The sequence below is a fragment of the Vibrio sp. 1167 genome, from assembly GCF_033340375.1.
GTDB lineage: Bacteria > Pseudomonadota > Gammaproteobacteria > Enterobacterales > Vibrionaceae > Vibrio > Vibrio alginolyticus.
The window spans coordinates 400,672-425,546 of sequence record NZ_JAWOWK010000005.1; the positions used below are offsets into that span (position 1 = coordinate 400,672).

The window sequence follows — 24,875 nt, forward strand, 5'->3', positions numbered from 1 at the left end:
GTTTATTTCTCCAAAAATTTTTCTGCTTCGAGCACAAGAGCCATCTGGCGCTGAACCCAATCCTTTAACTCTTCAATGATTGACAAGTCCACATTTAGGCTTTCCGCTACACTTTTTATGAAATTGTCTTCACTTTCTTCAATTACCTGATCCGCGTAAGCAACACCAACTAATTCAATTAGAAACGCCATTTTCTGCGCCTTTTCTGAAAAGATCGCAGAAAGCTTTTTAATATCAAACGCTTTATCTAAATTTGCACTGTTGTTACATTGAGCAGTGATTCCCTCCAAAAGTAGAGTTTCTCGTTCATCAACGTATCCATCAGCTGCAATTAACTCCTTAGAGAAGTAATATAATGCGGCTTGTTGTTCATCATTAAGGTGCTGAATAAACATTGCTATTTCCTTTCTTTTTATAGATGTTACAGACGTCTGTTCCAAAGCTCTTAAGCCACTTATCAAGTAAGAATGAATCAATGACTGTGGCTGACACTCTATAGGCGCTTCCCAACTCTTCTATGATCTGGTCTTCCGATAGTGGTGTCTCAACAAGGTGGTATCCAGCCTGTTTATCGATATCAAACTGAACTCGACACAACTCTCCCTCGCCAAAACCAAACCTTCCGTCAGAATCGTATTTAGCCAACGAAAAGCTCTCCGGTCTCTTGAAGTTAAATGACGAAACTATCGCATCATTTATACGATGAACGGCTAAGCTTCTTTCATTGTTGAAACCGTCAAACCGGCACACTAGATAAAGTCGAACTCCTTGCTGTGCAAGGCCGAGCGGCATAACTGTAGATGTTCTAACTTGCTTATTGGCATTGTGATAGGTTACGGTCAATAAACGATCTTCATACAATGCCTTACTTATATTTTCTAAAACTTTGTTATCAATTTTTGGCGCTAGAAGAGGTTGAGACTCTCGCACTACTTTGATTTTATCTTTCCACACACGATCTTTATGGTTTTTAGGGTCAAACTCGAGGTTATACCTAGCCTCTGTAAAGTGAGGTCTTAGTGACTGCATTACATCTTTTGGTAGCAGTAACTTTAGGTGCTTCTCTGCTAACGCCAAGAGTAAAGATTCATGAGCATTAAGTGAGCTCACTCCTAGTGCGTGACTATTTCTATCAAAACTGTACCCATAAGGCTTAGAGCGAGTATCCCTATCTATGGGAAAGTGTTCACTCAACATCTCTAGATTGCGTTGTATTGTTCTTATATCTCGCGAAATGCCTATTACTTCTAATTGCTCTCGTATTTCTAGAGCCGTTATCTTTCTGTGCTTAGGGATTCGTTTAAGTATTTCAAGCACAAGAACTAATGAGTCTTGTGTACTTTTTCTTTTCGACAAAGCCAAGTTATTCCGTTGTTTAAATCTATCGTGACATTCGTTCCATAAATGAGAACATCGATACTATACATGTGAAACTAATCCATCATGTGACTTAATGCACACAAATTATATTTGATTCCAGCGACAAGTTGTGTCGCACAAATATCAACCAGAAAAAGTTCAAAAAATAACGAATTTTACTTCGGTATACTGATCTCAGAGGTAAGTTAGCGACCGTCAGCTACAAAGTCAGCACGTTATAGGAGAATGAGATCGAAACATCGGAGGAAGGGGCTAAGTTGATGTCGTTATCCCTCCCATAACCTTGTGCTCATGAGAGGGTAGCGAAAAGTAATAATATTATCGCTCTAAATTATCTATAGCTCTAATCAAGCTTTGTGCTTTCCGGTCATTTTCAAAAGCTATTTTTTCTCTAAGATTAAGCAGGGCTTTTTTTGCTGCCTGATCTTTTGCAAATAGATTACCGTCTTGTAATGCAGCAATAGCAAGAGCCCTTTTTAAAGGCGAATTTTTGTCTTGCTGATTATTTCTATCATAGTAATCTCTGACGCGCTCACTTGGTGCTCGATTTACCTTTTCCCATTGTTCTAAGGTTTGAGTTAAAGCTGCGTCACTCACTGCCTTAACTGCCGATTTCCCTGCACTAACCAATGAATCGAAAAATCCCATAATGACTCCTTACCAACTGTTAATTCACGTTGTTTATTTTGTAGTTAAACAATCTATCAATACGACTAAAACAGATAACCTTTAAAAACCATGCTTCTGAGCTCATTGCACTCATAACTGACATACCCTTAATGATCGACTATAAAAGTTATTTTTGAGCACCAATAGGCTACCAATAAAGATTATTAATTTTGCTTACACTTAGATAACTTACATAGATAAGTGAAATACAAATTAATAAAATCAACAATAAAACTCCACTACTAATGCCACTGTCTACGTTTGAATGCGACACATCATGTCGCAGCTAAAATGTTTCCAGCAATAGATTCATTTAATCACCTACTACGACATAACTTGCCGCATTACAAAGTAACCTAATATCAATCAAGATATTGAAGGTAACGATATGTCAAAAAGTAAAGGCAACACTCATTCCCGTAGCATTTCTCTTATTGATGAACAAAACATGTCCCTCCCTAATAATGTTGGACTTAAAAACATACTAAAAAAAATTTCAGACTTAGAGATTGAAAATCAAAAACTTACAAATAGAGTTTTACTCTTAGAGAAGCGTTTAAGTGTTGATTTTTTGACTGGTTTATCTTCTCGTGCTCAAGGCATTACACACATAGAGTCTCTAATTCAAGACAATGATATTGGAACTTTCTCACTGGTATTTATCGATTTAGATCAGTTGAAGAAAATTAACGACTCTGCTGGTCACGTTGTCGGAGATAGAATGATTGAAAGACTAGGTAATATCTTGAAAAAAATGCAACTACCAAAGCAGACGATAGCTAGGTTTGGAGGAGATGAATTCATTGCCATCCTCCCAAACTACGACCACCAAAAAACCACGAGTTGGTGTAACTGCTTACAAAAAAGAACTAAGCTTCAGGAGCCAATACGTATTGATGGACAGCATTTCTACCTTTCTGTTTCAGTTGGATCTTACGTGTACCATAAGGCAAGAGAGCCTGAACATTTAGATGCAAAGCAACTAATAGAGAGAGCAGACAAAGATATGTATAAAAACAAACAAAGTAAAAACGACTCACTCAAAAGTTATATCTATAAAGTACCAATCGGTGGGTAATGTGGTGGTTAAAAAATACAAAATAATGACTTAAATTCAATAAAATATTGATCTAAATGAATTTTAATAAATAAATATTCAGATCCAAAACATTGAATGATCTAAAAGTCATCGAGTATTGAAACAAAAAAGCCCCGCTAATACGGGGCTTTCTTTTATTCGTCTTTTTCCAAGGTTCTGTTATCAACGTAGGGCCAATAATGGTGCCCAATTCTGATCAGCAAAGTAGCCGCAGCCAAAATAAACGCAGCCAGAGATAACCACACAACCAAAACTGCATCCAGTTCTTTCATTCCGAGTGTGATGTAGCGGGCGATGGCCATCATCGCGATGTAGATAGGATAGCGTACCGGAATTTTACCGTTCATCACGAACTGCTGCACCATGGCGAGCACTTCCAGATAGATAAACATCAAAAGAATATCTGTGAGCAAGACACGCTTCTCTACAAATACGTGCACAAACTCTTGCATCATGGCGTACAACGTCGCCAAGGTAATAGAGACTAATAACACCGCCTCCAAAATATGGAAGATTTTCAGGAAAGGTCGACTAAAGGATTTCGGTAAATTCGACGGCATGGTCCATTATCCAAACAAAGAAAATAGGCCTTGAGTTTAGCATGCAACGATCTTCAATCAATCAGAATAAACATCAGTGCGAATCGACTCCAAGTCCTGGCATTTGCTTATAAAAATGCTCCGCTTATTTGGCGGAGCGCTTTTGTGTTATAGGACCTGTGGCATCACTTACGCCACTTGCTGCTTTTTTTCAGCTACGCGCTTTTTCTTCCGATATTTAGGGTGAGTGATCGGAATCGCAGATAGGAGTTTTTTGGTGTATTCGTTTTGCGGGTTTGCATAAATTTCTTTAGCGCTGCCTGCTTCTACCACTTTACCAAAATACATCACGGCAACTTTGTCAGAGACATGTTTCACCACCGAGAGATCGTGAGAGATAAATATGATCGCCAAATTCATTTCTTGTTGCAGTTGTAGCAATAGGTTCAAGATTTGCGCCTGTACCGACACATCTAACGCAGATACCGATTCATCACAAATCAGTAGTTTAGGCTTCAATGCAATCGCGCGAGCAATACCGATACGCTGCCGTTGTCCGCCTGAAAATTCATGTGGATAACGGTTTACTGCCGTTTCTGGTAATCCCACTTTGATTAAAAGCTCTTTTACCCATTGTTTACGCTCTGTTGGCGTGCCAATTTTATGAATAACAAACGGTTCTTCCAGAATCATACCGATGGTATGACGCTGATTGAGTGACTCCATTGGGTCTTGAAAGACGATTTGCATGTCTTTACGCAGCGAGCGCATCTCTTTAACAGACAATTTAGTGATGTCTTTACCTTCAAAGAAAATCTTACCTTCCGTTGGCTCGTATAACTTTAAGATCGTGCGACCAAGGGTGCTTTTACCACAACCTGACTCACCAACTAGCCCCAGTGTTTCACCTTCAGAAACAGACAGTGAAACCCCGTCTACCGCTTTGATGGTGTAGCCTTTCTTGAACAGCCCTTTACCAGAAACAAAGTGCTGCTTAAGATTTTCAATTCTTAATACTTCTTTTGCCATAACATCCTCTTTTATGACTGGTTCACTTTGCCCAGTTAACTGGCAAACATACTGGCATCAATAGGCTTGATATCGATCATCTGCTTTGGCTCATTATCTAAGCTCGGCATCAACCCCATCAAACGCTCTGTATATGGGTGCTGCGGGTTATCAAACAACTCAAAAATTTCTGCTTTTTCGACAATACGTCCGCCATACATCACGGCAACATCATCACACACTTCTGCCACAACCCCGAGATCGTGAGTGATGAAGATCATCGCCATGCCCGTTTCTTCCTGAAGCTCGTTCATCAGTTCAAGGATAGACGCCTGAACCGTAACATCCAACGCTGTAGTCGGTTCATCACAAATCAGAATATCCGGCTTACAGGCCAATGCCATCGCGATCATGACACGCTGGCGCATACCACCAGATAGGTTATGGGGATACTCATTCAATCGCTTCTCTGGCATTGGAATTTTTACTTTTGCCAGCATTTCAATCGAGTACGCCTCCCGCTCCTTTTTGTCGAGCTCAGGTCGATGGAGCTCAAGCACTTCACATATTTGACGACCAATGGTGTGCACTGGGTTGAGCGCAGTCATCGGGTCTTGGAAGATGATCGAAATGCGATCGCCACGCATGGCGTACATCTCTTCCGCAGGCAAATCAACTAGGTTGGTGCCGCGATAATTCACTTCACCTTTAATGATGTTGCCATATGGCTTAGGTAATAGCCCCATGATCGACATTGAGGTTACGCTCTTACCACTACCTGACTCTCCCACCAGGCCGAGTGTACGTCCAGCTCGCACATCAAAGTTCACACCATGCAGAACCTTCACTGGCCCATCATCGGTGGTAAATTCAACTTCGAGATCTTTAACACTTAGGATTACATCGTTTTCCATAACCAATCCTTACAGCTTATAAGTGTCATCTACGACAACGACAGGTTCAAAAGCTTTGTCTGACTTCATCGTTTGTTTCGTTTCTTTTTTGATATCACTATCAATCCAGTAAGTGCCATCGCCTATGATTGCACCACTGAACAGCGCCTCTGTCATGCGATTCATTGGCTTATCTGGAAACTTTAACCAGCGCCAGTGACCATAGCGGACATAAGGAACCATGTAGCCTGGGACGATAACGTGAGCATCAATGATGTCACGCTGAATCTCATGACCTAGCTGGATCTTTTTATCCATATCCATGCCAAAACGATACTCGATGATCTTTTCATCCAGTTCAGGCGTGCTGTAGTTTGTGAAAGAGTTAGTTTGCGGCTTGTTCGCATTGACAGAATGGAAGTACTCCCAATACGTTGGGATCTCAGACGTACCCATATCTAAGAAAGCCAAATCGTGCTTTTTCTCACGTACGTATTTGAACATGGATGAGCCATCAACTAACTTGAGCTCAATATCCAGCCCTGCTAGCTTGGCTTGCTCACGCAAAAATGCAATACGAGGAGTATGAACAGGTGTTCCGTAGGTCAGCTCGAAGCTTAAGCGCTCACCTTTCTCATTGACACGAATACCATCAGAACCAATTTTGTTAAAGCCTGCGGCTTCGAATGCCTCGGCCGCTTTTAAGGGATCAAACTTCGGTGCCTTAGCATCTGGTAGGGTGTATTTACCATGACCATAACCGGTCGGGTTCGGTTTACGGGAGTAGTCGCCACGCATGACATTCTCTATCATGCCATCAAAGTCAATCGCGTAAGTAATGCCCTTGCGAATGTTTAAATCATCCAGCAAAGGCATCGCGGTGTTCATCCATACACCACCAGCCCCAACTGGGAATTGGTTGTAACCCCAGAACTTTTGAATGTATCCCTTTTGGTAAGGTTCCGTATTCGATTTATCATGCCATAAGCTTGGTAAAACAAGACCAAATGCGTCCAGCTTCCCTTTCTCAAAGTGCTTCATCGCGATATCACTGTCGCGAATCACTGTGATGCGGATTTTGTCGACATTATAACGATGTTGATAATACTTATTGCTGTAACCCCACCAGTCTTCACCGACATGTTTGAAGGTAACACTTTTACCTTTTTTAATGTCATCTAGGTAGTATGCACTGGTCGTTGGTTCACTTTTAAAATTGTAGTAGCGGACAAAGTTGTCATGTATACCGTCACCATTTTCATCTTTTGAAGGGTTAGCATAAAAATGTGCGGGACGTGGGCGCAGGGCCCCCATTCGTAACAGCAACTCTTCCGGATTAAACTCTTTCGCCGCCTTAACAGCAAACGTGTGAGTGTCGTACTTGATAACATCCGCAATCGTTTTGTTGTAGTAATCGTTGTACCAAGGCTCCAAGATGTCCTTGGAACGATAAAACTTCAGCATGAACACGAAATCGTCGGCAGTCACAGGTTTGCCGTCCGACCATTTGGCTTCAGGGTTGAGTTTGAAATAGACCGTTTTGTTGTCACCTGCTAACGCCCACTCGTTAGCAAGCTCAGGGATAAACTCTAAAGTATCTGGGTGGCGGACCACCAAGCCTGGTGTTTCATCTAAGATAAAAGAACGTAGCCCTGCATTAGCGTCTGGGCCAACACTACGTAACGTCTGCGGGAAACTTGACATAAAGGTGCGATAAGTCCCTCCACGTTTCGCTTCTGGCGAACCATATTGAGGCTCATCCCAGTTTGTTTGCCAGTTTAAGTCAGTCGGAAGCGTTGCTGACATTGCACCAAAACTCAGGGCGCTCAGCGTGGACGCTAAAAATAATTTCTTCATAAAACTTCCCTTTTTATGTTTTGCTCACAATGCTCGCTTAAACATAGCGTGTGAATTTTTTCGGGTCGAAAGCCGCTCGAATGGCTTCACCAATAAAGGTCACCATTACCAGAACCAGAACAATAGAAGTCACTACTGACGCAACAATCCATGGCGAATCTAAGTTTGACTTACCTTGTTGCAGTAGTTCACCCCAACTTGGCGTTGGTGGCATCAAGCCTAATCCTAGGTAATCGAGAGCAGTCAGTGCTGTGATGTTAGCTGCAATAGTGAAAGGCGCTAGGGTTACAATCATCACCATCGTATTTGGCAAGATGTGATTAAACAAGATACGTCCGGTCGATGCCCCTAAAGCACGAGCCGCCATTACATATTCTCGTGCCGCTTCTTTATAGGTCATGGTCCGCATGTACCATGTCATCCCCATCCAAGTGAAAAGCACGTTAATAGCGACAAAGAGAGCGAACGTCGGCTGAACGATTGAGACAAGAATCATAATGACGTACAAAAACGGGACCATTGACCAGATTTCGATAAGTCGCTGTACAAACAAGTCAAATTTACCGCCCCAAAAACCCATAGCACAACCGACTGCAGTACCGATCGCGTAGGAAATGGCCATCGTAAGCAACGCAAATCCCATCGCCGTTCTGAATCCGTAGACGAGTCGCGCCAAAATATCGCGACCTATCACATCTGTACCTAAATAATGTTTATTTTCGGCACTAGGCGCTGTTGGCGGGAAATCACCACTAAAATCTTGTTCGTATGGGTTCCACGGCACAAGCGGCAAAATAACAAAGTTGTCGCCCCCTTCAGCCTCAAACGCTTTTTGCAGTACACGATAATCGGCTTCACTGGATGACTCTTGGCCGAATTCGCTACCTAAACGTACGTCACTGACAACAGGAAAATAGTAGCTACCATCGTACTTGACGACTAGCGCTTTACTGTTGATCAAAAGTTCGGCGAATAGAGAAAGGATCAACATGATAGAAAGAGCAACAAACGACCAATAGCCTCGTTTGATCTCTTTAAAGTGACGAATTTTCTTTTGAGTTAATGGACTAACTTTAATCATGTTACGCTCCAAACTTCACACGTGGGTCGACTAAAGCAACACAAATATCTGAAATGATGTTACCAATGAGCAGTAACAACGCATTAATGGCGACAATACCCATAACAACAGGGTAATCACGCTCCATGATTGATTCGTAACCCAATAAGCCAATGCCATCAATATTGAAGATAACTTCAATCAGGAAGGCACCGGTCATGAAGAACAACAAAGAGTTACCAAAGTGACTCGCGATCGGAATTAAGCTGTTACGCAACGCGTGCTTACGAACTGCTTTTTTGAAAGGTAATCCTTTCGCAATTGCGGTGCGGATGTAATCTGAGGAAAGGTTTTCCATCAGGTTATTTTTCATTGTCATCGTCAGCGTGGCAAAATCACCAATGAGGTAACAGATCAAAGGCAACACCGCATGCCACATAATGTCTTTAGCGCGTTCAAAGAAGGTTTCGTAATCGTCGAAGTCATCGCCGACAAAGCCTCCCATCGGAAACCATTCCAAGTGATAACTAAATAACGTGATCAGCAATACACCCACCACATAACCTGGTAGCGCGTAGCCTACGAAAATGAGTACTGAAGAGGCGGAATCAAACACAGAACCGTGCTTGAGCGCCTTATAGTAACCAAGAGGAATCGAGATAAAATAACTAATAAAGAAGGTCATGCCGCCATAAAACAACGACACTGGCAAACGCTCTGCGATCATATCCGAGACAGGCTCGTAGTAACGCGTCGACTCGCCAAGATCTAGCATTACCAAACGACTTAACCACTCGACGTACGCTTCCGTTACAGGTTTATCCAGGCCATAAAACGCATTCAGCTCCGCGATTTGATCGTCAGAAAGGGCCGTATTACCACCCGCAGACGTCATTGATGCGGCGCCATCTCCCTGAGACTGCATTTGTGACAACATGCGTTCAACAGGTCCGCCAGGCACGAAACGAGTGATAGCAAAGATGAGAATAGTTATCCCGAGAAACGTTGGGATAACCAACGCCAAACGGCGTAAAAAGTACGACAGCATATACAACTTGCTCCTTGTCTACTGTCCAGTTCAAACGGAGTGAAAGAGGATATTTTCCGCCCAAAATGGTGCATATTTATCTCGTAGTAACTAAAACTGTTGAAGCACACTCCCTGCGCCTCAAGAGCTAGACTTTTCTACTACTGCAATAATTTCAGCGTCATATTTATCTTGAATCCACATCAGCTTCAAGTGTTTGAAACCAAAACATGACAAACTTCCTTCGATGTCGAAAAACAGAAATGTTTTTGTAAAAAATTATAAAAAACCACAAAAATAATTCATACAGAATATCAATCTAGGCTGTTTAGAGCCAAAACCCTACATAAAAATGCACCCTAAACATATAAATAGACACATAATCCAAGGTTATATTTGACCTAAAAATACGAGTGAGCCCTTTAACCGCAATGGGTATCATATTTTGATACCACCTAATAAGTTCGAGCTAACAAAGTATGGATTCGATATAAAACTCATCTCAGAACAATTCACTGGAAAAATATCTTTTTCCAGATTCAATTACCCACTAAAAAACCATAGGCAAGATAAGTCATTAAAGTTTATAAGAAACACAAAATACGGTGTTTTATTGAAATTTAATCTCGATTCATAAACCTTACTCGGTTTTTTATTCCGCCTTTTAAATAAAGTCTAGTTATTTACATCTTTTTTACATTTAAGCATCCCCGTTTACCACTGGTTTGACTTCCTTTTTTCATCTCGGTTATACATTGGCCGAACGTTAACGAAATATTAACGTCACATTTGGCCGCTATGCGGCCTGACATAGGAAATAATAATCGGAGCAACAAGGATGTATAAAAACACAACCGCTTTATCTGTTGCGATAAGCCTTGCTTTGGGGACAGCAGCAGTTGCAGCCCCAGCAACAGCACTGGCAGAAGAGCAGCAAGTTGAAAAACTTCAAAAGATGAAAGTTACTGGTTCGCGTATCTCCACGACGGATATGGAAGGTCCTTCACCAGTTACTGTTATTAATAGTAAAGACATTGAGTCTAAAGGCTTTAACAGCGCGCAAGACGTATTGAACAGTTTGACCCAAAACACAGGTGGTGTAATGGCTCAAACAGACTCTTTCTCGTTTACACCAGCAGCGCAGTCAGTCAACTTACGTGGCCTTGGCGCGTCGCGCACATTGATTCTTATTGATGGCCGTCGTCTTCCTCAATACCCGCTAGCACAAAATGGTACATCTAACTTCCAAGATATCGGCCAAATCCCTGTCGCCGCTATTGAGCGTGTTGAAGTAATGACCGACTCAGGTTCTGCTATCTACGGCTCCGACGCAATCGGTGGTGTCGTAAACTTCATTTTAAAGAAAGACTTTGATGGCGTTTCTGTAAAAGTACGCGCGGGTGACGCGACGGATGGTGGTTACCAAAATGGTCGTTTAGACGTTGTAGCTGGCAAAAACTTTGACGACAAACGTATTCTCTTCGTTGGCCAATTTGCGGGCAACGAAATGCTAAAGCAATCTGACCGAGATGATTGGGCTGGCGATGACGGTTCTAGCCGTTCTCAGCTAAGTGGCTACTCTAGCTACGGTGCAAACTTTGAAGGCGCCAACGGAACACTTCTAACACCAGCTGATGCTGGTTCTTCATGTAAAGAAGTCGTTGGTGATGCCGCGATTGAACGAGCGGATGGAAAGTGTGGTGTTAACCGTTCTGCGTACCGAACATTAAAACCAGAAAACAAACAAGTAGACCTACTTTTACGTGGTGAAATGGACATTAACGACAATGTCACTGCCATGGCAGAAGCCCGTTTTGGCTACAAGTCTACAGAATCTGAATTCGAACCTAACCCTTACAGCGTTGAAGTTGATGCCACTCACTTCCGCGGCGAAGGCGAATACACTCGCCGTATGGTCGAATTTGGACCACGCGAAAGTAACACTGAAGCCGATTCTTTTGGCTTAACCTTAGGCTTGAACGGCCTGCTTGCTGATACGTATGATTGGGACCTATCCGCTGGTTACTCTGAGCAAAGCGTTGAAACAAGCAACCCAGCAATCTTCCTAACTCTCGACCAAGCTGTACAAAATGGTGATGTCGATCTTCTAGGGCCTATCTCTCAAGACGTTGTAGACAAATACAGCGGCACTTCAAGCAAAGAAGCTTACTCAAAGCTTTACTCTGTTAACGGCTCACTGGCTGGTGATTTGGTTGAACTTCCTGCAGGTATGTCTGGCTTTGCTGTTTATGGTGAATGGAACCGTACTGACTACAATGAGACGATTGATGCGACAACAGCAGCTGGTGGTTTCTCTGGTCTAGGTGGAACATCAGGCGGCGGTGACCGCGATCAGATTGGTCTTGGTGTTGAAGCTCTTATTCCTATCATTGAAGATTTAGAAATGACTGTCGCTGGTCGTTACGACCACTACTTCGACGACTCGGCAACTGGCGGCGCATTCACTCCTAAAGTAGCCCTAGCATACCGTCCTACTGACACCCTATTGCTACGTGGTAGCTACGGTCTAGGCTTCCGAGCTCCAGACTTGAAGCGACTATTTGGTGATCAAACTCGAGGCTTTGGTTCTGGTTTTGACCCTGTGCTTTGTGCCAACGCTGGTGGTAGCGGCCCACAAGATAAAGACAAGTACCCAGAGTGTGATACTCAGTACTTCGATACGCTTAATGGCCCTAACTCTGAGCTGAAAGAAGAAACAAGTACAAACATTAACTTGGGCCTAGCGTGGGAGCCTGTGGATGATCTTGGTGTAACTGTTGACTGGTACCACATCAAGATGGAAGACGTCGTAACAGCACCAACTTACCAAGACGTAATTAACGATCCAGGTAAATACCCAGGTACTGAAGTCGTTCGTAACCCAGATGGCACCATCAAGTCGGTATCCTATGGTCCAGTGAACCAGTCGTATGAAGAGCGTTCTGGTATTGACCTAGCGATCAAATACGCATACGACACTAATGAGTTCGGTTCATTTAACACGCGTGTTGCTGTAACGAAGATCTTGATTGCTGAATATCAAGAAAACGACAGCGAGCCTGTAACGGATGAAAGAGATTTCATGCCTGAATACACCGCAACGTTAAATCTTGGCTGGGCATATGAAGATGTCGCTATCAACCTATTTGGTAAATACCGCGACCGTATGTGTTCAAGCTACGCAAACCGTTACTACTTTGATGACTGTGATTCTGCTAAAAAAGCGGGTTACAAAGCAGAAATCGCTAGTATGACAACGTGGAACCTAACGGCTTCTTACCAATTCAACGAGAGTGGTCGTGTAACTCTTGGTGCTATCAACATGTTTGACAAAGTACCGCCTGCAGATCCTCTAAGCGATACCTCTCCATTCTATGCAACTGGGTATGACGATCCAATCGGACGTCAGCTATACGTCGAGGCATCATACGACTTCTAAAAAATATTTGGCGCGGGTTTTCCGCGCCCTTTTCGACTGACTAAAACACTGACAAGGATGCAACCATGAAATTCAAGGAATTTGGTCTCAGTGCCATAGCTGCAGCATTGCTTACTATCAGTAGTAGCTCTATAGCGGCCAACTCTGGTGCTGTCGTTTCCACACAAGCAAAAGCAAATCAATCTTCAGAAGCTTCGCAACAAAAAATCGACAATTATGCCGAAAGTACTGAAGGCATGTTGGCAGAATACAAAGGCTTACTACGTCAAATCGACAGCATGAAAGTCTACAACGAGCAAATTAATCGTATGGTTCAATCACAGCAAGGTGAATTGGACTCATTAAATAACCAAATAGCTCAGATCGATCAAACGGCAACAGAAGTAGTGCCACTAACACTTAAAATGATCGATGCACTCGATGAGTTTGTGACTCTCGATCTGCCTTTCCAGAAAAAAGAACGTAATAAACGTGTCCAAGAACTGCGTCGTCTCATGGATCGCGCCGACGTAACGACTTCTGAGAAATTCCGTAAAGTGATGGAAGCCTACCAAATTGAAGAAGGCTTCTCTCGCTCAATTGAATCTTACAAAGCTAGCCTAGATAGAAATGGGGAAACCGTGACTTACGACTTCCTACGTATTGGTCGCACGGCGCTTTTATTCCAATCTCCAGACGGTGGTGAGACAGGTATGTGGAACCAACAAACACGTCAATGGGAAACATTACCGGAAAGCTACCGCATAGCGGTACAGCAAGGCCTTCGTATCGCGAAGAAGCAAGCGCCACCAGCGCTAATCAAATTGCCTGTATATGCTGGGGAGGAATAAGAGATGAAAGGATTCAAAACTCTAGCCGCTGGTCTACTAGCGAGCTTATTTATGGTTTCAGGCGTACAAGCAGAAACGCCTAAAAACCTATCTGAACTACTCAAAAACGTAAAATCAGAAAGCATCGTTGAGTCAAAAGAGAACAAAGCCCGTGAAGCTGAGTTCAAGAACAACCGAGATAAGCAAGCGGCATTATTGCAACAGGCTCGTGAAGAGCTAGCTTCACAGCAAGCACTGGGCGATCAACTTAAAGCGACATTTGATGAAAACGATAAGCAGCTGACTGAACTAACAGAAACCTTACGTGTTCGCTCTGGTACTTTGGGCGAAATGTTTGGTGTGGTCCGCCAATATGCGGGCGAGTTTAAGGGCTTATTTGCTGCCTCTCAAAACGCTGTTCAGTTCCCAGAGCGTGACGCTCTACTAACGAAACTGGCTGAAAGCAAAGAACTGCCATCAACACAAGAGCTAGAAGCATTCTGGCATACCATTCTTCAACAAGTGGTTGCCTCAGGCGAGACAGCAACAACCCAAGCAACGGTTGTTTATGGCGAAGGTAAAGAAGCGGTTCGCGATGTTACTCTTGTCGGTGAATTTAACGCGATTGCCGATGGTAAGTACGTTACTTATGTACCTCAAACAGGTAAGTTCGAAGAACTCTCTCGACAGCCTCGCACCAATATTACACGTCATGTTGCAGGCTTTGAGTCAGCGTCAAACAGCTATGAGCCACTGTTCATTGACCCATCCCGTGGTGTAATTCTGTCTCTACTTGTACAAAGCCCTACCGTTCAAGAACGTATTGATCAAGGTGGCATTGTAGGTTACGTCATCCTTGGTATGGGTGCAGTTGGCGCTATCATTGCTCTAGTTTGCTTCCTACGCCTTCAAGTGATTGGCGGTAAAATGCGTAAGCAAGCGAAATCAGAAACCGTGATTCCTGGTAACCCTCTGGGTGAAGTTATCCAAGCTTACCAAGAACACAAAGGTGACAACCTTGAAGATCTTGAAGCGAAACTGGACGAAATCATCCTACGTAACGCACCGAGCATTGAACGCTTTATCAGCTCAATCAAACTGTTCGCTTCTGTAGCACCACTTCTAGGTCTACTGGGTACGGTTATGGGTATGATCGGTACGTTCCAAGCAATCACACTATTTGGTACAGGTGATCCTAAGCTAATGGCTGGCGGTATCTCTGAAGCACTTGTTACTACGATGCTTGGTCTGGTTGTCGCAATTCCTCTACTGTTCCTGTACACCATCGTACACAGTAAAGGTCGTCGTTTGGTTCAAACTCTTGAAGAACAGAGTGCAGGCTTCATCGCTCGCTATCAGGAAAAACTACATAAAGCCGAAAGCTAAGGAGGCGTTATGTGGTGGTTAGTTGGAGAACTTGAATCAATTAGGCGCTTCTTGGGAATGGGTGGCGATGTACTCGTCGCCATCTTCATCCTCAGCTTTATGCTTTGGGCAGTATTGTTAGAACGTTGGTTCTATTTTGCTGCCGTCGCTCCAAAAGCCATGAAAAAAGCCGTTGGCTCATGGCAGGGGCGATCAGAGCACCAGAGCTGGAACGCTAAGATGATCCGACAAGAAATTGTTTCTCGTCAGGACATTGAGAATAAAAAGGGCCTGCCAATCGTGAAAGTATTGATTGCGCTTTGTCCCTTACTGGGTTTGCTCGGCACCGTTGTTGGCATGATCCAAGTATTCGACATCTTAGCGGTAACAGGAACAGGAAGCCCTCGAGCAATGGCCTCGGGGATCTCAAAGGCAACAATCCCAACTTTAGCCGGGATGGTGGCTTCTCTATCAGGACTGTTCTTTAGTTCACGTCTTGATCATTTAGCCAAAGTCACAACGCAAAAGCTGGAAGATAAGCTAAAGCATATTGCCTGAGTAAATGGAATTAGAGGTATAGGTCATGAAAAGACGCTATAGCAGTGATAGCAGTGATGAAACCGCTATCGATATGACACCGATGCTCGACATCGTATTCATCATGTTGATCTTCTTTATCGTAACAACATCGTTCGTAAAAGAAGCTGGTCTAGAAGTAAACCGCCCGACGGCAAGCTCTGCGCAAACCGTGAAAAAAGGTAACATCATGGTCGCAGTTGGTGCGGCGGGTGATGTTTGGGTTGATAAACGCCGCATCGAAGTGGACGCGGTTCGCGCGAATATTGAACGTCTTCGTGCAGAAAGCCCTGATGGCGCAGTTGTTATCCAAGCCGACACAGAAGCAAATGCTGGCGTAGTCGTGAAGGTTATGGACCAGATCAAAATGGCAGGTGTAGAAAGCATCTCCATTGCCGCAACCAATAAGGATTAAGCTTATGCGGTATCTGGCCTCAATTGCACTGGCGCTCATTGTCTCCCTCGGGTTGTTCTGGGGGATGGACAAGCTAGTAAACAAAGAGCGCCACGAGTTAGTGTCGAATGATGACCTGCGTATGGTCGAGTTTATTCGCATTAAACCAGACGAAAAAATACAGGAGAAAAAACGCGAACTTCCAAAGCCACCACCGCCTAAGCGTCCGCCGCCGCCGCCAGAAATGAAAGTGACAGCGACAGTAAAACCGGTGATGGAGCAGACCCCAATGGATATGCCAAAGCTTGACCTACCCGTAAATGTTACAGGTGGTTCGGTGCTTGGACATTATAGCCAGGGTGGAGGTGCGCAACTCGCGGGTAGCGGAGGTCCAACACCTCTAGCGACATTCCAACCTCAAATGCCTAGGAAGGCTGCGAAAGCAGGAATAGAAAAAGGGGTCGTCTTATTAGAGTTTACTGTCAACGCACGTGGTGCCGTAGAGGACATCAAAGTTCTTAAAGAGCAACCACGACGCTTAGGCCTCGGTCGAGCGGCAAGAAAAACAGTCTCTAAATGGACATTTAAACCAAAATTGGTTGACGGGAAACCTGTTAGCTCGCGCCTATCGCAAGAAATAGAGTTCTCAACCAATTAAGGAGTCACGATGAAAAGTTTATGGAAAAGCAAAGTGGCTTCTTTAATTCTCTTCGCAGGAGTGGCAATGACCGCTCCTACGATGGCAAAAGAAGCTCCTCAGTTATCAGATCGGACATTTCGAACCGTTAACAAAGTGCAAGAGTTGATCGCAACTGAAAAATATTCAGCAGCGAAAGAAAAACTAGCAAGCGCTTTAGAAAGCACAAGTTCGAAAAAATACGACCGAGCAGTTTTACTTCAGCAGACTGGCTTTTTGTATTCGCTACAAGACAATTATGTGCAAGCAGCAAAATACTTTGCCGAAGCATTACAGCTCGACGCACTTCCCGTTCCTGTTGCTCAACAAGTTCGCTACAGCTTGGCTCAGCTTTACCTAGCTGAAGAAAAGTATACGTTGTCTGTAAAAACGATGAAGGAATGGTTCAAGGTTGCAGAAACAACCAAAGAGAAGCCTCAAGCTCATGCTTATATCACGTTAGCGAGCGCTTATGTTCAGTTGGAAGATTACAAAAATGCAATCCCGCCAACCAAAAAAGCCATCGCGATGAGCAAGAGCCCAAGTGAGTCTTGGTACTTAATTCTCGTTGCATCTCACTACGAGTTAGGCCAGCTGAAAAGCGTTGCCAGTGTACTCAAAACTCTGACTTCAAAGTACCCTCAGAAAAAGCGTTACTGGATGCAACTTTCTGGTGTCTACATGGAGCTAGGTCAAGAGCGCAACTCTCTAGCCACCCTAGAAATGGTTTACAAAATGGGGAAACTAGAAGGAGAGAAGGAATATTTACGCTTTGTAAACTTCTTGGCTTATCAAGGTATTCCATATAAAGCAGCCAAAACTCTTGAAAAGGAAATGGCAGCTGGAAACATTGAAAAGACGAAGGAAAACTATGACCGCCTAGCCAGCTTCTGGCAGCAAGCTAAAGAGCTAGATAAATCAATTCTCGCTTATAAAAAGTCATATAACCTCGCTCCTTCTGCTAAAACGCAAATTCAGATTGCTCGCTTAATGATACAAGACAAGCAGTATTCTGAAGCAACTCGTTTTGTAGAAAGCGCGGCATCCAGTGCCTCTAAAGAGCAAAAGGCAGAACTTGAATACATTCGCGGGATGGCCTATTTCGAGCTTAAGCAGCCACAAAAGGCCTTGCAGGCGATGAAAGGCGCTGCTCAATCGCCAAAATTCAGGTCAACCGTTAGCCCTTGGATAAATTTCCTAGAGTCTCAAGGATAATTCGAAGATTAAGTGTGAGTCAGTCGCACGCCTGGGGAAGTGAAAGCTTCCCCTTTTTTCCGTCTTATCATTATTAACCCCTATTTTTAACCAGAGTCACTCACGCAAGCCAAATCGGGACTCTAAACCTAAAATCAGCACACTAAACGGTTGTAGAAATGGTTTTAATAACAGAGTGCGCGGATGGTAAGTCCTGTATCACGCTCCTTCTTCGCTGTTTAGGAACACTCTGGCGTAAGTAACTATTTCATCAGAGACGATCACAGACAGAAAGATCAACTGGTAACAAAATAGAGATCATGATACTCTTCGCCTCCATTTTTCTGGCGGGATTATCACCAATATCCACCCCTTTGGTGGTTGATTTCTCAATGCCAGTACTATCGTTATAAGAATGTCGAACTTTCCTTCGGCACTCAATCAATCCAATCAAAAGTGGAACAGTACAATGGGCAAAGGTACTCTCTATATCGTATCTGCACCTAGCGGCGCAGGTAAATCTAGCTTGATCTCAGCGATGTTGGAACGCAACCCAACCTACGCAATGAAAGTGTCTGTGTCTCACACCACGCGCAACATGCGACCTGGTGAAGAAAATGGTGTCCACTACCATTTTGTAGCGAAAGATGAGTTTGAAGCCCTGATCGCTAAAGGTGACTTCCTAGAATACGCAGAAGTGTTTGGTAATTATTACGGCACATCTCGTGTATGGATTGAAGAAACACTAAATAAAGGTATCGACGTTTTTCTAGATATCGACTGGCAAGGCGCACGCCAAATCCGTGAACAAATGCCAGAAGCCAAAAGCATCTTCATCCTGCCACCATCAAACGGTGAGTTAGAGCGTCGCTTGAACACTCGTGGTCAAGATAGCGATGAAGTGATCGCAAAGCGTATGGCTGAAGCCAAGTCGGAAATCTCTCATTACAACGAGTACGACTACGTGATCGTAAACGACGATTTTGATACCGCTTTGATGGATTTTAAAGCTATCTTGCGTGCTGAAAGATTGAAGGAAGAAAAGCAAGCTGCTAAATATAAAGGTATGCTTGACGCGTTGTTAGCAGAGTAACTTCAAAAAAGTCACGCTGTAAAACATAAAGAATTTCCCGTTTTTTGCCCAGTGCTAAAAACACAATAAAGTACCTGAGAAAGTCCACAAACGGTGGCTTGTCTAATTGCTAGTAAATAAAGTAGTTAGGTTGTATACTTTCTCGTCATTCTAAAATTTTAGTTAACTATTTGGAGTCCTCATGGCACGCGTAACTGTTCAAGACGCTGTTGAAAAAGTTGGCAACCGTTTCGACCTAGTACTGATTGCGGCTCGCCGCGCTCGTCAAATGCAAACTGGCGGTAAAGATGCACTAGTGCCAGAAGAGAACGATAAGCCAACGGTTATCGCTCTACGCGAAATCGAAGAAGGTTTAATTACTAAAGAAGTTCTAGACGCTCGTGAACGTCAAGAACAGCAAGAGCAAGAAGCGGCAGAGCTAGCGGCAGTAAGCAGCATCGCTCACAACCGTTAATTCTGACTTTAGAATTCAACAACCTCCCGGGCCTATAATTTGTATCTATTCGATAGCCTCAAAGACGTTGCCCAAGAATACCTAACAGAGCCTCAGATTGAGGCTCTGCGTCAATCTTATGTGGTAGCGAGAGATGCCCATGAAGGGCAAACCCGCTCTAGCGGTGAACCATACATCATCCACCCTGTCGCTGTGGCTCGTATCTTGGCCGAAATGCGCCTTGATATCGAAACCCTCCAAGCTGCTTTGCTGCATGACGTCATTGAAGACTGTGATGTAACTAAAGAAGATCTCGAAGAGAAATTCGGCAACACTGTCGCAGAATTGGTTGATGGTGTATCTAAACTGGACAAACTCAAATTCCGCGATAGGAAAGAGGCTCAGGCTGAGAACTTTCGTAAGATGGTTCTGGCCATGGTGCAAGATATCCGCGTCATTCTGATCAAACTGGCTGACCGCACGCACAACATGCGTACGCTTGGCGCGCTTCGACCAGATAAAAAGCGTCGTATTGCTCGTGAAACGTTAGAAATTTACGCGCCCCTCGCTCATCGTCTTGGTATTCACAATATCAAAACCGAACTCGAAGAGTTGGGCTTTGAGGCGCTATATCCCAACCGCTACCGCGTACTAAAAGAAGTGGTTAAAGCCGCACGTGGTAATCGTAAAGAGATGATCCAACGCATTCACAGCGAAATAGAAGGCCGTCTGCAAGATTTTGGCTTGAATGCTCGCGTCGTTGGTCGTGAGAAAAACCTGTTCTCTATCTACAACAAGATGAAAACCAAAGAACAGCGCTTTCACACCATCATGGATATCTATGCGTTCCGAGTCGTTGTTGATACCGCTGATACTTGTTATCGCGTTTTAGGCCAAGTACACAGCTTGTATAAGCCACGTCCTGGTCGCATGAAAGATTACATCGCGGTACCAAAGGCGAACGGCTATCAATCGCTACACACTTCCATGGTTGGCCCACACGGCGTACCTGTTGAAGTTCAGATCCGCACTGAAGATATGGATCAAATGGCGGACAAAGGTGTCGCGGCACACTGGTCTTACAAAGACAAAGGCGACAAGTCTGGTACCACTGCGCAAGTGAAAGCTCAGCGTTGGATGCAAAGCCTGTTAGAGCTACAACAAAGCGCGGGTAACTCATTCGAATTCATTGAAAACGTAAAATCCGATCTTTTCCCAGATGAGATTTACGTCTTCACACCAAAAGGTCGTATCGTTGAACTACCTTTAGGCGCAACGGCTGTCGACTTTGCCTATGCCGTACATACCGATGTAGGCAACTCTTGTGTTGGTGCTCGTGTTGATCGTAACCCTTACCCATTGAGTAAGGCATTGAAAAACGGTCAGACAGTGGAAATTATCAGTGCCCCTGGTGCGCGTCCGAATGCGGCATGGCTGAACTATGTCGTGACTTCTCGTGCCCGCACTAAGATTCGACAAGTACTGAAAACGATGCGTCGTGAAGAGTCGATTACTTTAGGTCGTCGCCTACTTAATCACGCACTTGGCCGTCACTCGATTGATTCAATTTATCCAGAAAATATCCAAGAAGTCTTGAATGATCTTCGCCTAGAAAGCATCGATGATTTATTGGCTGCTATTGGATTGGGTGAGTTGATGAGCATTGTGATCGCACGTCGTCTCCTTGGTGACACCGAAGAGCTCACGACAACAAGTTCAATCCCAACGGACTCGAAGAAGAAGCTTCCGATTCGTGGCGCAGAAGGCTTATTGCTGACGTTTGCAAATTGTTGTCATCCTATCCCAGATGATCACATTATTGCTCACGTATCGCCTGGTCGTGGTTTGGTTGTTCACCGAGAAACATGTCCGAACGTTCGTGGTTATCAGAAAGAGCCAGACCGTTATATGGCTGTCGCTTGGTCTGAAGACTACGATAAAGAGTTCATTGCTGAACTTAAAGTCGACATGCTTAACAACCAAGGTGCTCTTGCAGAACTGACCAACGTGATCTCGAAAACAGGATCAAACATTCATGGCCTTTCAACGGAAGAACGTGATGGTCGTCTATACACTGTGACTGTGCTGTTGACGACGAAAGATCGTGTCCACCTTGCTGGTATCATGCGTAAGATTAAGGCAATGCCTCAAGCAACCCGAGTCAGACGCAGAAAGAACTAACCTCTATCGCCACCTACTCTGTTAGGTGGCGATTTTTTATACCTCAATAAATATGAACCTAGAACGTTACAACCGTATTCACCAAGTCCTAAAAACTCGCCAAACTGATCTGACACTTTGTCTCGAAGAAGTACATAAGCCAAACAACGTCTCTGCTGTGATCCGCACCGCTGACGCGACAGGCTTACACAAAGTTCACGCAATTTGGCCAGACAAAATGCGTACGCTGAGCCATACCTCAGCAGGCGCGCGTAACTGGGTTGAAGTGGATACTCACGATTCGATTGAAACTGCGATTACCGAACTCAAAGCGCAAGGTATGCAGGTTTTGGTGACCAATCTTTCGGACACCGCCGTCGATTTTCGCGAAATCGACTACACCAAACCAACGGCAATCATTTTAGGCAGCGAAAAGGTTGGCGCTTCGGAGCAAGCCAAACAGCTTGCCGATCAAGACATTATTATCCCGATGGTGGGCATGGTGCAGTCACTAAACGTATCGGTTGCCAGTGCCGTAATTTTGTATGAAGCGCAACGTCAACGTGAAGCCGCAGGCATGTACGACCGAGAAGAAAGCGCTCTGCCTAAAGAGACAATCAACCGTATTCTCTTTGAACGTGGTCACCCTGTGCTGGCAAAGGTCGCGAAACGAAAAGGGCTCGTTTACCCACCACTCGATGAAGAAGGTCAAATCATCGCCGATGACGCGTGGTGGCAAGAGATGCAAAGCAAGTAACAGACTTTCGTCATCCTGAACGGCGGCGAAGGAGCGTGGTTCAGGATCTAATTCTCAAATATACAGATGCTGATAGTGTTAACTTCAGCGACATACTTGTTGGAAATAGAATCGTGATGTCGCTAAAGCTCCTCGGAATGATAGGTTATCAGTCAAATCATGACACGAACTAAAGCATGACTATTTTTTCCTGTACAAAAACACAGCTCCATGGTTAACATACTGCTATGTTAACCATTTTCTTGAGCCCTCTATGTCCGCCCAAATGTTATCTGCCGTCCCATTAACCTCCCTTTCTGGAGTTGGCGCGAAAGTCGCAGAAAAACTCGCCAAAGTTGGCTTACATAGCGTTCAAGATTTGCTGTTTCACCTTCCGTTACGCTACGAAGATCGTACTCGTATTTACCCTATTGCCAAACTGCATGCTGGCCTTTGGGCAGCCGTGCAAGGTAAGGTCATGGCAGTCGACACTATCTTCGGTAAGCGCAAAATGCTAACGGTAAAAATCAGCGACGGTAATGGCACTATCACGCTGCGCTTTTTCAACTTTACCGCAGCCATGAAGAACAATTTCACGCAAGGTAAGTTAGTACATGCTTACGGTGAAATTAAGCGCGGTGGCGTGGGCTTGGAAATTGTTCACCCTGACTACAAGTTTTACGTCAGCGAGCAAAAGCCCGATGTAGAACAGAGCTTAACCCCTGTTTATCCCACCACCGATGGTTTACGCCAAATCACATTACGCAACCTTACCGAACAAGCTTTAGCCCTGCTTGATAAAACCGCAGTGCAGGAATTACTTCCAGCGGGGTTGTATGACCATCAAATCACGATGTCGCAAGCGCTGCACACCATTCATCGTCCACCACCAACCATTAATTTAGATGAGTTTGACGAAGGCAAACATCCTGCCCAAATCCGCTTGATCATGGAAGAATTGCTCGCACAAAACTTATCGATGCTAGCGGTGCGTAGCAAAGGTCAGAAGGATTCAGCGCTACCTCTCGGTCCTTGTAATAAACTAAAAACGCAGCTTTTAGCCCAACTGCCTTTCTCTCCTACAAACGCTCAAACCCGAGTAGTACAAGAGATTGAAGCCGATCTAGAAAAACCGCACCCAATGATGCGATTAGTGCAAGGCGATGTTGGTTCGGGGAAAACGTTGGTTGCCGCTTTGGCCGCTGTTAGAGCCATTGAGCATGGCCATCAGGTGGCACTCATGGCGCCAACCGAACTATTGGCCGAGCAACACGCTATCAACTTCGCAAACTGGTTTGAAACCATGGGCATTCAAGTCGGTTGGTTAGCGGGCAAACTCAAAGGTAAGGCAAAGGAAGCCGAGCTGGCTCGTATTGCCAGTGGTGAAGCGCAAATGGTAGTGGGTACTCACGCGCTATTCCAAGAGCACGTTGAATTTCATCACCTTGCTTTGGTCATCATTGATGAACAGCACCGCTTCGGTGTCCATCAGCGATTAGAATTGCGTGAAAAAGGTGCAAAACAAGGCGCCTATCCACATCAGTTGATCATGACGGCGACGCCTATTCCTCGCACCTTAGCCATGACCGCTTACGCCGATCTGGAAACTTCCGTGATTGACGAGTTACCGCCAGGTCGAACACCAATCCAGACTGTCGCGATTCCAGACACCAAACGCAATGATATCGTCGAACGTGTCCGAAATGCCTGCTTAAACGAAGGCAAGCAGGCATATTGGGTGTGTACCCTGATTGATGAGTCGGAAGTATTAGAAGCGCAAGCCGCGGCAGATACCGCAGAAGAGCTTCAACGTAAGCTACCGGACGTAAAAATTGGTCTAGTACACGGACGAATGAAGCCGGCAGAGAAACAAGCGGTGATGCAAGATTTCAAAGACAATAAACTGCATTTGCTGGTCGCAACGACAGTGATTGAAGTTGGTGTGGATGTGCCAAACTCTAGCTTGATGATCATAGAAAACCCTGAACGTCTTGGTTTGGCACAATTACACCAGTTAAGAGGTCGCGTGGGCCGAGGTTCCGTTGCTAGCCATTGTGTGCTGCTGTACCACTCTCCGCTGTCAAAAACCGCGCAAAAACGTCTCGGAGTACTACGTGAAAGTAACGATGGCTTCGTCATTGCGCAGAAAGACCTAGAAATTCGTGGCCCTGGAGAACTATTGGGTACAAAGCAGACAGGTCTTGCTGATTTCAAAATCGCAGACTTAGTTCGAGATCAACGCCTGATTCCCGAAGTTCAGCGTATTGCGCGTCATATTCATGACAATTACCCGACTAACGCAACAGCAATTATCGATCGCTGGTTGGGTGAGCGGGATATTTACTCCAAAGCGTAATGATTGAAAGCGAGCCAAATGGCTCGTTTTTTAATACGCCAAAAACAAAGCAAACGTTTGCTTTTTGAGTAAATCTCTCTATAATCGCGCACAAATTTTTAAGTGTGTTAGA

At 44.4% G+C, this 24,875-nt stretch carries 22 protein-coding genes; 13 read left to right on the top strand and 9 right to left on the bottom strand.

The window, feature by feature from the left end; all coding sequences use genetic code 11:
* Positions 1-2: 2 nt before the first annotated feature.
* The 3 genes from R7Z78_RS13885 to R7Z78_RS13895 all read right to left on the bottom strand — a co-directional run bounded on the left by R7Z78_RS13885 (position 3) and on the right by R7Z78_RS13895 (position 2,028).
* Entirely contained in the window at positions 3-395 is a 393-nt protein-coding gene (locus R7Z78_RS13885; protein ID WP_033905926.1) for a TerB family tellurite resistance protein, read from the bottom strand.
* The gene (locus R7Z78_RS13890) at positions 376-1,362 is read right to left on the bottom strand and encodes a helix-turn-helix transcriptional regulator (protein WP_081886403.1); all 987 of its coding nucleotides are present in this window, start codon (positions 1,360-1,362) and stop codon (positions 376-378) included. The genes R7Z78_RS13885 and R7Z78_RS13890 overlap by 20 nt, the downstream gene beginning before the upstream one ends.
* 336 nt (positions 1,363-1,698) lie before the next feature.
* Entirely contained in the window at positions 1,699-2,028 is a 330-nt protein-coding gene (locus R7Z78_RS13895) for a hypothetical protein (RefSeq protein ID WP_140367307.1), read from the bottom strand.
* 409 nt (positions 2,029-2,437) lie between these two features.
* On the opposite strand from R7Z78_RS13895, the gene R7Z78_RS13900 reads away from it, so the two are divergent.
* Positions 2,438-3,127, top strand: a complete 690-nt coding sequence (locus tag R7Z78_RS13900) for a GGDEF domain-containing protein (RefSeq protein WP_140367308.1) — start codon at positions 2,438-2,440, stop codon at positions 3,125-3,127.
* A gap of 155 nt (positions 3,128-3,282) precedes the next feature.
* On the opposite strand, the gene R7Z78_RS13905 is transcribed toward R7Z78_RS13900, so the two are convergent.
* The 6 genes from R7Z78_RS13905 to R7Z78_RS13930 all read right to left on the bottom strand — a co-directional run bounded on the left by R7Z78_RS13905 (position 3,283) and on the right by R7Z78_RS13930 (position 9,553).
* Positions 3,283-3,708, bottom strand: a complete 426-nt coding sequence (locus R7Z78_RS13905; RefSeq protein WP_047103769.1) for a phosphate-starvation-inducible protein PsiE — start codon at positions 3,706-3,708, stop codon at positions 3,283-3,285.
* A 168-nt stretch (positions 3,709-3,876) separates the two neighbouring features.
* Positions 3,877-4,716, bottom strand: a complete 840-nt coding sequence (locus R7Z78_RS13910) for an ABC transporter ATP-binding protein (protein ID WP_005379372.1) — start codon at positions 4,714-4,716, stop codon at positions 3,877-3,879.
* 35 nt (positions 4,717-4,751) lie between these two features.
* On the bottom strand, positions 4,752-5,609 hold the full coding sequence (locus R7Z78_RS13915) for an ABC transporter ATP-binding protein (RefSeq protein ID WP_005379371.1): 858 nt from the start codon (positions 5,607-5,609) through the stop codon (positions 4,752-4,754).
* Between the two features lie 9 nt (positions 5,610-5,618).
* Complete coding sequence (locus R7Z78_RS13920; protein ID WP_169644335.1) at positions 5,619-7,445, bottom strand: extracellular solute-binding protein; 1,827 nt, start codon at positions 7,443-7,445, stop codon at positions 5,619-5,621.
* A 37-nt stretch (positions 7,446-7,482) separates the two neighbouring features.
* Positions 7,483-8,526, bottom strand: a complete 1,044-nt coding sequence (locus tag R7Z78_RS13925; protein ID WP_005379369.1) for an ABC transporter permease — start codon at positions 8,524-8,526, stop codon at positions 7,483-7,485.
* Position 8,527: 1 nt separating this feature from the next.
* Positions 8,528-9,553: an ABC transporter permease subunit gene (locus R7Z78_RS13930; RefSeq protein WP_005384771.1), complete on the bottom strand. Its 1,026-nt coding sequence runs from the start codon at positions 9,551-9,553 to the stop codon at positions 8,528-8,530.
* 817 nt (positions 9,554-10,370) lie between these two features.
* Between R7Z78_RS13930 and R7Z78_RS13935 the strand changes: the two genes are divergently transcribed.
* From R7Z78_RS13935 to recG, 12 genes are all read left to right on the top strand, one after another.
* Positions 10,371-12,971: a TonB-dependent receptor plug domain-containing protein gene (locus R7Z78_RS13935; RefSeq protein ID WP_047103765.1), complete on the top strand. Its 2,601-nt coding sequence runs from the start codon at positions 10,371-10,373 to the stop codon at positions 12,969-12,971.
* Positions 12,972-13,036: 65 nt separating this feature from the next.
* A complete protein-coding gene (locus tag R7Z78_RS13940; RefSeq protein WP_005379365.1) occupies positions 13,037-13,801 on the top strand; it encodes a DUF3450 domain-containing protein in 765 nt (254 codons plus the stop codon).
* A gap of 3 nt (positions 13,802-13,804) precedes the next feature.
* Positions 13,805-15,166: a MotA/TolQ/ExbB proton channel family protein gene (locus tag R7Z78_RS13945; RefSeq protein WP_005384750.1), complete on the top strand. Its 1,362-nt coding sequence runs from the start codon at positions 13,805-13,807 to the stop codon at positions 15,164-15,166.
* 9 nt (positions 15,167-15,175) lie between these two features.
* Entirely contained in the window at positions 15,176-15,703 is a 528-nt protein-coding gene (locus R7Z78_RS13950) for a MotA/TolQ/ExbB proton channel family protein (RefSeq protein ID WP_005379363.1), read from the top strand.
* Between the two features lie 25 nt (positions 15,704-15,728).
* Positions 15,729-16,136: an ExbD/TolR family protein gene (locus tag R7Z78_RS13955; RefSeq protein WP_005379359.1), complete on the top strand. Its 408-nt coding sequence runs from the start codon at positions 15,729-15,731 to the stop codon at positions 16,134-16,136.
* A 4-nt stretch (positions 16,137-16,140) separates the two neighbouring features.
* Complete coding sequence (locus tag R7Z78_RS13960; RefSeq protein ID WP_005379353.1) at positions 16,141-16,773, top strand: energy transducer TonB; 633 nt, start codon at positions 16,141-16,143, stop codon at positions 16,771-16,773.
* Positions 16,774-16,782: 9 nt separating this feature from the next.
* Positions 16,783-18,006 carry a tetratricopeptide repeat protein gene (locus R7Z78_RS13965; protein ID WP_169644337.1) on the top strand — a complete coding sequence of 408 codons (1,224 nt, stop codon included), beginning with the start codon at positions 16,783-16,785 and terminating at the stop codon, positions 18,004-18,006.
* Between the two features lie 448 nt (positions 18,007-18,454).
* Complete coding sequence (gene gmk, locus R7Z78_RS13970; RefSeq protein WP_005379347.1) at positions 18,455-19,078, top strand: guanylate kinase; 624 nt, start codon at positions 18,455-18,457, stop codon at positions 19,076-19,078.
* Between the two features lie 181 nt (positions 19,079-19,259).
* Positions 19,260-19,532: a DNA-directed RNA polymerase subunit omega gene (rpoZ, locus tag R7Z78_RS13975; RefSeq protein WP_005379346.1), complete on the top strand. Its 273-nt coding sequence runs from the start codon at positions 19,260-19,262 to the stop codon at positions 19,530-19,532.
* Positions 19,533-19,571: 39 nt separating this feature from the next.
* Positions 19,572-21,692 carry a bifunctional GTP diphosphokinase/guanosine-3',5'-bis pyrophosphate 3'-pyrophosphohydrolase gene (spoT, locus tag R7Z78_RS13980; protein WP_005379340.1) on the top strand — a complete coding sequence of 707 codons (2,121 nt, stop codon included), beginning with the start codon at positions 19,572-19,574 and terminating at the stop codon, positions 21,690-21,692.
* Between the two features lie 52 nt (positions 21,693-21,744).
* Positions 21,745-22,428, top strand: a complete 684-nt coding sequence (gene trmH, locus R7Z78_RS13985) for a tRNA (guanosine(18)-2'-O)-methyltransferase TrmH (RefSeq protein WP_017820702.1) — start codon at positions 21,745-21,747, stop codon at positions 22,426-22,428.
* 253 nt (positions 22,429-22,681) lie between these two features.
* Complete coding sequence (gene recG / locus R7Z78_RS13990) at positions 22,682-24,763, top strand: ATP-dependent DNA helicase RecG (protein ID WP_169644338.1); 2,082 nt, start codon at positions 22,682-22,684, stop codon at positions 24,761-24,763.
* Positions 24,764-24,875 lie beyond the last annotated feature (112 nt).